This window comes from Bacillus sp. MBGLi79 (genome assembly GCF_002953915.1).
Window position 1 is genome coordinate 3,449,433 of sequence record NZ_CP026521.1, and the last position, 4,654, is coordinate 3,454,086.

The 4,654-nt window shown below is 48.6% G+C and carries 5 protein-coding genes and 1 pseudogene; all 6 read right to left on the reverse strand.

Annotated features, from left to right (window positions below; all coding sequences use genetic code 11):
* Positions 1–946, reverse strand: a pseudogene (gene tgt, locus C1T29_RS17620) (tRNA guanosine(34) transglycosylase Tgt); the annotation flags it as partial.
* Between the two features lie 28 nt (positions 947–974).
* A complete protein-coding gene (gene queA, locus C1T29_RS17625) occupies positions 975–2,003 on the reverse strand; it encodes a tRNA preQ1(34) S-adenosylmethionine ribosyltransferase-isomerase QueA (protein WP_020452420.1) in 1,029 nt (342 codons plus the stop codon).
* 40 nt (positions 2,004–2,043) lie between these two features.
* On the reverse strand, positions 2,044–2,244 hold the full coding sequence (locus C1T29_RS17630) for a DUF2905 domain-containing protein (protein WP_003183984.1): 201 nt from the start codon (positions 2,242–2,244) through the stop codon (positions 2,044–2,046).
* Positions 2,237–3,241: a Holliday junction branch migration DNA helicase RuvB gene (gene ruvB, locus C1T29_RS17635; RefSeq protein ID WP_023855398.1), complete on the reverse strand. Its 1,005-nt coding sequence runs from the start codon at positions 3,239–3,241 to the stop codon at positions 2,237–2,239. Before ruvB ends, C1T29_RS17630 begins: the two co-directional genes overlap by 8 nt.
* A gap of 9 nt (positions 3,242–3,250) precedes the next feature.
* The gene (gene ruvA / locus C1T29_RS17640) at positions 3,251–3,856 is read right to left on the reverse strand and encodes a Holliday junction branch migration protein RuvA (protein WP_208945502.1); all 606 of its coding nucleotides are present in this window, start codon (positions 3,854–3,856) and stop codon (positions 3,251–3,253) included.
* Between the two features lie 123 nt (positions 3,857–3,979).
* Entirely contained in the window at positions 3,980–4,501 is a 522-nt protein-coding gene (locus C1T29_RS17645) for an intercompartmental signaling factor BofC (RefSeq protein WP_023855400.1), read from the reverse strand.
* Between the last annotated feature and the right edge of the window lie 153 nt (positions 4,502–4,654).

Sequence of the window (4,654 nt, forward strand, 5' to 3'; positions counted from 1 at the left end):
AATTGCGGCACGTATAGCAGTCGCACTGCTCGTCGATCGGTCTGAAATCTCTTTCATATTTGGCATTTTTCACGACGAGACGCCCTTCGCTCGTCATGAGCGTACCGTTTCTCGCTATCCTTGTCGGCAGCACGCAATCGAACATATCCACTCCGCGGATGGCTCCGTCAATCAGAGAGTCCGGTGAGCCGACCCCCATTAAATAGCGCGGTTTATCCGCAGGAAGCAGCGGAGTTGTAAACTCCAGCACACGGTTCATCACGTCTTTCGGCTCTCCGACGGATAGTCCACCTATAGCATATCCCGGAAAATCCAGTGAAATCAAGTCTTTCGCACTTTGTTTTCTCAAGTTTTCGTACTCTCCGCCTTGAACGATTCCGAAAAGCCCTTGCTCGTCAGGGCGTTTGTGAGCTTTCAGGCACCTTTCCGCCCAGCGGCTCGTCCGTTCAACAGACCTCTTCATATAATCGTACTCTGCCGGGTACGGCGGGCATTCGTCAAACGCCATCATAATATCTGATCCGAGGGCGTTTTGGATGTCCATCGCTTTTTCAGGAGATAAAAACAGCTTGTCTCCGTTTAAATGATTGCGGAAATGAACGCCTTCCTCTTCGATTTTGCGGAACTCGCTCAGGGAAAACACCTGAAAGCCGCCTGAATCCGTCAAAATGGCGCGGTCCCAATTCATAAACTGATGAAGGCCCCCCGCCTCTTTGACGATGTCATGGCCCGGTCTCAGCCAAAGGTGGTACGTATTGCTTAAAATAATGCCTGCACCCATTTCTTTCAGCTCTTCCGGCGCCATCGTTTTAACGGTGGCGAGCGTTCCTACGGGCATAAACACCGGCGTTTCAAATGAGCCGTGCGGGGTGTGCACTCTCCCCAGTCTTGCTCCTGTTTGTTTACATGCTTTTATGAACTCATAGCGTATCGGTTGCTGCGACAAATTATGAGCCCTCCAATCTTTTTGAATTTTATTTGATCAACATGGCATCTCCGAAGCTGAAGAAGCGGTATTCGTGTTCCACTGCGGTGCGGTAGGCAGAAAGCACATGCTCTCTGCCTGCGAGCGCGCTGACAAGCATAATGAGGGACGATTTCGGAAGATGAAAATTGGTAATCATCCCGTCAATCGCCCGGAATGTGTAGCCTGGATAAATAAAAATCGATGTCCAGCCTCTCGCTTCCCGGAAGCGGCCGTCATGTTCGGAAGCGATGGTCTCAAGCGTCCTCGTCGATGTCGTGCCGACGGAAATGATTTTTCCGCCTTCCTGTCTGACGCGGTTTAACAATGCTGCCGTTTCTTCCGACATTTCATAAAACTCGGCATGCATATCGTGTTCCTCTACATTTTCCGCACTGACAGGCCGGAATGTCCCGAGCCCGACGTGAAGGGTAATAAACGCAATATGCACGCCTTTTTTCCTGAGCGCATCCAGAATCTCTTCCGTAAAATGCAGCCCGGCCGTCGGCGCAGCCGCCGATCCTTGTTTCTTTGAGTAAACCGTCTGATAGCGCTCTCTGTCATCGAGCTGTTCTTTAATATAAGGAGGCAGAGGCATTTCGCCGAGCGATTCGAGCACCTCGTAAAAAATTCCTTCATAGCGGAATTCAATTTTTCTTCCGCCGTGCTCGAGCTCTTCTGTGCAGACCGCCGTTAGACGGCCGTCTCCAAACGAAAGAACGGTTCCGCGCTTGACCCGCTTTGCGGGCTTGACAAGCGTTTCCCATACGTCCCCTTCCTCCTGTTTTAACAGAAGAACTTCAACCTTTGCGCCCGTCTCTTCCTTGACTCCGTACAAGCGGGCCGGTAGCACCCTCGTATCATTCAACACGATGCAATCGCCCGCGTTCAGAAAATCAATCACGTGCTTAAACGTGCTGTGAGTGATTTCTCCTGTTTTTTTATCCAGCACCATCAGCCTGGACGCATCCCGCTCTTTTAAAGGAACCTGTGCGATAAGGCGTTCAGGCAAGTCAAAATCGAATAATTCTACTTTCATCTTTTTTCACCTTACTCTATCTATAGACTTGAATGTCGCGTCATTTCATTCGTCCGAAAAACGAAAACACCACGGACAGAATGATGCTGATGACAATGCATGTAACAACCGGAAAGAAAAATGTCACGTTTCCCTTTTTTACAAAAATATCGCCGGGGAGCCTGCCGATGACTTGCATGAATAAACCGATGCCAAAAATGACGGCGCCCAGCACCATTAAAATCTTTGGAAATTCAGTCACGGTTCGGAACCTCCATTTTAAAGTGGCTGTATACATCAGGGGTTACGATGCGCCCCCGCGGCGTTCTTTGAATAAAACCGATTTGAAGAAGATACGGCTCATACACATCCTCGATCGTGTGAGACTCCTCACCGATGGTAGCCGAAATCGTATCGATGCCGACTGGACCGCCGCCAAATTTTTCGATCATGCCCATTAAAAGCTTGCGGTCGATATGATCAAGCCCGAGTTTATCAACCTGGAGGCGTTCCAGCGCATCCACCGCCACTTCCTCCGTGATGGAGCTGTTTCCAAGCACCTGGGCAAAATCTCTGACCCTCCTCAAAAGCCTGTTGGCAATCCGCGGCGTCCCTCTTGACCGTCTCGCGATTTCGAGAGCCGAGAGCGAATCGATGTCAACCTCAAACAGCTCCGCCGTTCTGATCACGATGTCTGAAAGCTCGTCACGCGTGTAATACTCAAGCCTTGACAGAACGCCGAACCTGTCCCTGAGAGGCGCGGTTAAAAGCCCGACCCTTGTGGTCGCGCCGACAAGGGTAAAAGGAGGAAGATCGAGCCTCACAGAACGCGCCGACGGCCCTTTGCCGATCACGATATCAAGGCAGAAATCTTCCATCGCAGGATACAGCACCTCTTCGATCGAACGGTGCAGACGGTGGATCTCGTCAATAAATAAAACGTCACCTGGCTCCAGAGCCGTTAATATCGCCGCCAAATCGCCGGGGCGCTCGATCGCCGGACCTGACGTCGTTCTGAGATTGACTCCCATTTCGTTGGCGATGATCGCAGCGAGCGTCGTTTTTCCCAATCCCGGCGGCCCGTACAACAAGACATGGTCAAGCGTTTCTTCCCGCATTTTCGCAGCTTCAATGAATACCTTGAGGTTGTCTTTCACTTTTTCCTGGCCGATATACTGAGCCAGTCTTTGCGGACGCAGACTTTGCTCGATCGCTGATTCATGGTTGTCTAGTTCACTTGATACAAGCCGCTCATCCATGATATCACCTTACTTTAACAATTTTTGCAATGCTTTTTTAACGTATTGATCCGTCGAAAGCGCCTCTTCCTTTTTCAAATGAGGCTGGACTTTTTTAATTTCCCGGTCGGAATAGCCGAGCGCTCTTAATGCTTCAAGCGCCTCCTCAAGAGCCGTTTCCGCTTCATGAATTTGCTCCCGCTCTTCATGGTTAAACAGATCGGCCGCGATTTCAGGAACGGCGTCCGCGAGCTTCCCTATCAGATCAAGAATGATCTGCCTTGCCGTTTTTTTGCCTACGCCGGGGAACTTGACGAGAAACGCTTCATCCTCATTCTCGATCGCTTCAATCACCGCTCCCGGATCGCCGGAAGCGAGGATCGCAAGCGCTCCTTTCGGGCCGATTCCCGTAACATTCAGCATTTTCGTAAACAGCATTTTTTCTTCCCTTGTCGAAAAGCCGTACAGCGCATTCGTATCTTCGCTTACATAATGGTATGTATAGATTGTTTCGTTGCTGTTTTTCTTATAAATAAACGGATTTGGCGTAAAGATCTGATAGCCGATCCCGCCGTTTTCAATGACAATATATTGGGGCGATACATAATCAATCGTCCCTTTTACGAATTCGATCAACGTTCATTCACCTCTTTGACTGCTCTTCATTGTAACACAAAACAGGCAAAGCTAGAATCAAAAAGTTAACATATGTTCGCTAAAAATGGCTTCTGTCTGCAGCTGAAAAAAGACATAACAGCGTCATGTCTTCATATCTTTTACATGATGTTGGCTTCCGGATGATTTTACGGCTTCAATGACATGTTCAAATTCCTTTTTCGTGCGGTATGGGATCCCTTTGCGCAAATCATCCGCCATCCGGCTTTCCAGGCGCTTTATATCAATCTGAAAAAACGATTGAATCGGCTCTGATAATATGCCCGGGCGGCCGTGAAAAGTCGAAATCACGCCGTCTTCCGTCACTCCGATATAACCGTTTGTTTTGCTGAGGGGAGAAATATCGTCCACCTGTTTGCGAAACAGAATAAACCCCTTTTTCTGATCGATGAGCTGCCACCCTTTATAAGCAGCTTTAAAGTCTTCCAGTGTTCGAGCGGCCTCTACTTTATTTTCGATTCCAACGTCCCCGTCCAGATAAACCTTTTCAAGCTGGATTTGAACTTTAGCCGGCTTTTCGGCCAGGGCCTCCAGGTGAAAGCTGAGCGCGGCCAGCAGACTTCCAATAAGCAATAAACCGATTTTGAACTTGCTTTGGCTGTTCATCAATATCACCTTCTTTTTTGCCTTAACGATCATATCCATAGTTTGACCAACGCTTTTAAAAATTAATCTAAAAAAGCAATTAGATGACAACCGGTTTACGAATGTTACATTTTTAAACCAATATGAAGAACTCAAAAGCATTTAAGGTGCAAA